The following is a 3,134-nucleotide window of genomic DNA, read 5'->3' as shown; positions in this document are numbered from 1 at the left end:
CATCAGTAACAGACAAATGACAGGCATGAAGAAACAGAAGCCCCCATCAGAACGTCCGCGTAATGAAAGGGGCGGCGCGTGAGCGCGGCCCCTTTCAGCGCCACCGGCGCGCGTTTTTTCCCGGCGCGGGCAGACAGGCATTTATCCTCCCGCCGGCCCTGTGTCATCAGGCACGCAGACGAATAATCATCGTCGGGACATCGGTATAAGCAAACGTGCCGCGCGGCAGCTCCTCGCGGACGTCAGAAAACGGTAACAGCTTCTCCTGCTGGCGTGGTCCGTTGAGACAGACGGCGACCAGCACGCCACCCGGACGCAACAGGGAAAAGGCCCGCAGGATATGCCGGATATCCTGCCCGTGGCTGAACGGCGGATTCATGATAACCCGGCTGTAATACTGCACTGGCTGCCATTCCATGAAGTCGCCACACTGAACCCTGACACCGTTAAAATTTTCCCGCAGATACCGGACCAGCCCGCTGTTGATTTCCACCGCATCACACATGGCCCCCGGCGCGGTATCCCGAATCGCCCGCAGTATGGCCCCGGTGCCGGCAGAGGGTTCCAGAATGTGATCACGGTTGCTGATCTCCGCCAGCATCACCAGGCGATCACAGACCGGGGCAGGAGTCACAAAAAGCTGAGATTCAGCCCGGATTTCAGCAACCGGCGCGGCGTTATCCAGCCTTGCGCGCATCAGCCGGATACGTTCTCTTAACTGACTGTGCATATCATTATCTCCGTCATCCCCCGGGGATTTTCCCGGGGGGATATACCTTATTTCTGTGGGATTTCCGTGATTTTCATGTCGGTGATATACACATTCACCAGGCGGAAATTATTGTCCATTGTGCGGCGGTACCGGTATGCCCCGTGGTCTTCTGCTTCTGCCACACTGCGCACGGCCTTACAGTCCCGGGGCAGGGCGGCCCACTGTGCCTTTGTCATTTCCCGGAAACCTTCCCCCGGATAGTTGACTACCGGCGGACGCTTCGCGGCCTGACTGGCGACGGCAGCCTCTTCTGCCGATGGTGCTTTGTAGTCCGTGATGCGATCGGGCGTCACTTTCATCGTGCCGCTGTACCCGAGAAAACTGTAATTTGGCGTTGTGACTGAACTCACCGCCCCGTTGCTTTTGTTCACACGGATGATGGTCAGCCACTCGCCCCGGCTGAAAACCTGTCCGCCCGGCTCAAAATCCTGTGTCCGGGTAACCACGCCGCCGCTTTCGTCCAGCATGGCACGCTCATAGATCAGGCGGTTCTGATAGTGGTTAACCCAGCGTTGTTGATGCTGAATCTGCCGTTCATGACAGCGGATCGCAATTTCGCGGGCCTGCTCCGTGGTGATGATGTCATCATCCAGGGCCGACCATAACGATCGACTTCCTTCATACTGGCTTTTTTCTGCCGGGCGCGGATACGTATCCAGCGGGAAACAGGCGCTGATATGGTCATGACTGCTGATGAGTTTTGCCATATTCAGATCCAGCGATTCAGCCCGCCACATCGTCAGATATTTCTGCGACTGCGCGATGGTCTTTTCAGCCTTGCGCAAATCAGCTTCGATTTTTTTGATACGACGCCAGCGAACGTCCGGACGTTCTTTATACTTCGCGTGAAGCAGTGCCGACCGCGCCCGCTCTTCCCAGTATTCCGCACGTTCAAAGAGCATCACGGCTCGTTTCATGCCGTTTTCAATACGCTGCGCATCACGACGGGCGCGGCGTTCGCTGTGATGCCCCACAAGAATGGGCTGACCGGGCGGGATCATCGCGGCCAGTCTTTCCACTTCATCAAGTGCCTGTGCGGATTCACTGGCCCGCTTTCCGCTGTATCCGGTAAACCGCTCCGCCCTTGCTTCCTGACGTTCAGCGAGCGTGCTGTCTTCATCCTCAATCTCTCCGGCAAGTGAGAGGAGCACGTCTTCCCGGCCCGGTGTCCAGGCTGGCGCGACAAACAGCGCCTGTTTTGGTGCCCAGCGGAAACCGGCATCATGCACTTTTTTATACGTCTCCGGGTCAAGACGTGACACGGCATACAGGCGCAGTTTGTTGTCATCCGGTGAGTAGGTCGCGCGGTACATCTGCACAGGGCTGGCGGCTTCCGGGGCGGTCATGGTGATTGCTGCTAATGTCATAAAATGTTCTCCTTCCGTCTGTTGCCGCCCCTCGCGGGGCGGCTCACCTCATCAGTTAAAAGCGCGTTTCAGTTCGAGTGTGCGGAGCACCTGCCCGAAGGCCGTGTTTTTCATGGCGGGGATGTGTACACCACGCCCCCGGTGAAAACTCCGGGCAATGTGTCGCCCGAAGGCTTTCAGCACGGGGTCAATTTCCGGCGCGGGGATGTCTTCGCGTCTGAAACGGGGATGACGGCGGGGCTTTACAGCCGCTGCGGAAGGTGAAACAATACTTACTGTCATAATTTAGCCTCTTATGACGTTAATTAATGAAACCGTAAAGACTGTTCGTGCAGTCTCTGCGGTGTGGATTAAGCAGGTCCCTGACCTGCTTTTTTCATATCTGCGTCTGACGTTCTCCGGTGTTTTCCTCCTTCTGTTCCTGCGTTCTCATTACCTGCCAGCCGGATGACTGACAGAACACATAAATGCGTATTGCCGGAGCCTGAAATAAATCCTGATTTTTAAAGAACATCACCCGTTGAGTTTCGGGAGCCGCGGTTTTGACGTTTCGCGGGAACCTGCTGCTGTATTCCCTGTGGTATGAACTTCACCCGTTTGAGAACCTTCGCCGCAAGGGGCATCACTGCCACGGCCTGACGCACCTGTCCTGGGCAGAACGCAAAATTTTTTACCGGGTTTTGGGTAAAAAATTTTGTGGGCTGTTCATTTACCCTGGACAGTCAGTGCGGCAGGTTGTGGCTGTATCAGCCCCCGGCGACAGGGACTCATACGGGTGTGTGGCACCGGCAGGCAATGAGCAGGGACCCGCCGCAACGACGGAGAGCGCGTGCGCGAAACGGCGTTGCCCCTTACATCCCGGCGGCCTTTTGCCGGGATGCCGGGAGCGCAGGCCACGGCGCGACAAGGGTGGCGCGACCGGAACGGTCGCTGCAAGCCCGGGGTTTTCACGCATCGGACCGTAGCGACAGCCCGAAACCGCGCCAGCGGGTTCG

3 protein-coding genes and 2 pseudogenes are annotated in these 3,134 nt (G+C 57.5%); 2 read left to right on the top strand and 3 right to left on the bottom strand.

Annotated elements, in window-relative coordinates; all coding sequences use genetic code 11:
• Positions 1-82: pseudogene (locus tag FTE26_RS02115) on the top strand (pilus protein); the annotation flags it as partial.
• Between the two features lie 84 nt (positions 83-166).
• On the opposite strand, the gene FTE26_RS02110 reads toward FTE26_RS02115, so the two are convergent.
• The 3 genes from FTE26_RS02110 to FTE26_RS02100 are packed head-to-tail and all read right to left on the bottom strand — an operon-like array spanning position 167 to position 2,421.
• A complete protein-coding gene (locus tag FTE26_RS02110; RefSeq protein ID WP_001315564.1) occupies positions 167-730 on the bottom strand; it encodes a methyltransferase in 564 nt (187 codons plus the stop codon).
• Positions 731-777: 47 nt separating this feature from the next.
• Positions 778-2,139, bottom strand: a complete 1,362-nt coding sequence (locus FTE26_RS02105; RefSeq protein ID WP_000170715.1) for a DUF3560 domain-containing protein — start codon at positions 2,137-2,139, stop codon at positions 778-780.
• A gap of 51 nt (positions 2,140-2,190) precedes the next feature.
• On the bottom strand, positions 2,191-2,421 hold the full coding sequence (locus tag FTE26_RS02100; RefSeq protein WP_000218642.1) for a hypothetical protein: 231 nt from the start codon (positions 2,419-2,421) through the stop codon (positions 2,191-2,193).
• Positions 2,422-2,934: 513 nt separating this feature from the next.
• On the opposite strand from FTE26_RS02100, the pseudogene FTE26_RS02095 reads away from it, so the two are divergent.
• A pseudogene (locus FTE26_RS02095) lies at positions 2,935-3,089 on the top strand (hypothetical protein); the annotation flags it as partial.
• Positions 3,090-3,134: the final 45 nt, after the last annotated feature.

The organism is Escherichia sp. S10b, assembly GCF_028421345.1.
Taxonomy (GTDB): Bacteria; Pseudomonadota; Gammaproteobacteria; order Enterobacterales; family Enterobacteriaceae; genus ECMA0423.
Note: the sequence above shows the minus strand (reverse complement) of the source record. Positions and strands in the feature narration are given on the sequence as shown.

What these genes read in the sequence shown, in the direction of transcription:
- FTE26_RS02110 (WP_001315564.1), bottom strand. Translation starts at nt 730, where the DNA reads ATGCACAGTCAGTTAAGAGAACGTATCCGGCTGATGCGCGCAAGGCTG.
- FTE26_RS02105 (WP_000170715.1), bottom strand. Translation starts at nt 2,139, where the DNA reads ATGACATTAGCAGCAATCACCATGACCGCCCCGGAAGCCGCCAGCCCT.
- FTE26_RS02100 (WP_000218642.1), bottom strand. Translation starts at nt 2,421, where the DNA reads ATGACAGTAAGTATTGTTTCACCTTCCGCAGCGGCTGTAAAGCCCCGC.